The 404-nt window shown below is 77.0% G+C and carries 1 pseudogene; it reads right to left on the bottom strand.

Features of this window, described 5'->3' with window-relative positions:
* Positions 1-404, bottom strand: a pseudogene (locus tag LPA54_RS40780) (alkyl hydroperoxide reductase); the annotation flags it as partial.

A 404-nucleotide genomic window follows, 5' to 3' on the forward strand; every position in this document is an offset into this window, starting at 1 on the left:
AAGGGAGCGCGAACAGGGCCTCCTTCGCCGGTCCGTCGACCAGTTGCTCCCCGCCGGTCCCCGCCTCGCGGGCGACCGTGCCGGCGGCGGGGTCGCAGGACCAGAGCTGGTGGATGCCGGCCATGGCGATCCACACCCCGTCCCGCCACCAGGTGACGTCCCAGGGCGAGGAGAGGTTCACCTCCCGGGCCGGGCCGTCCGTCGCGTCCCCGCGGCGCCAGGGGGAGCCGGTGCCGGCGAGCGTGGTCACCTCGCCCGTCCCGGGGTCGAGGCGCCTCAGGGCATGGTTGACGGTGTCGGCGACGACCACCGCGCCGTCCGGGAGCAGGGCGAGCCCCTGCGGCTCCTGGAAGCGGGCCCGGCCGGACGGGCCGTCCACCAGTCCGCGCTCGCCGTCGCCGAAC

It is taken from the genome of Streptomyces sp. DH12, from assembly GCF_020873895.1.
In the GTDB taxonomy this organism is placed as follows: Bacteria; Actinomycetota; Actinomycetes; order Streptomycetales; family Streptomycetaceae; genus Streptomyces.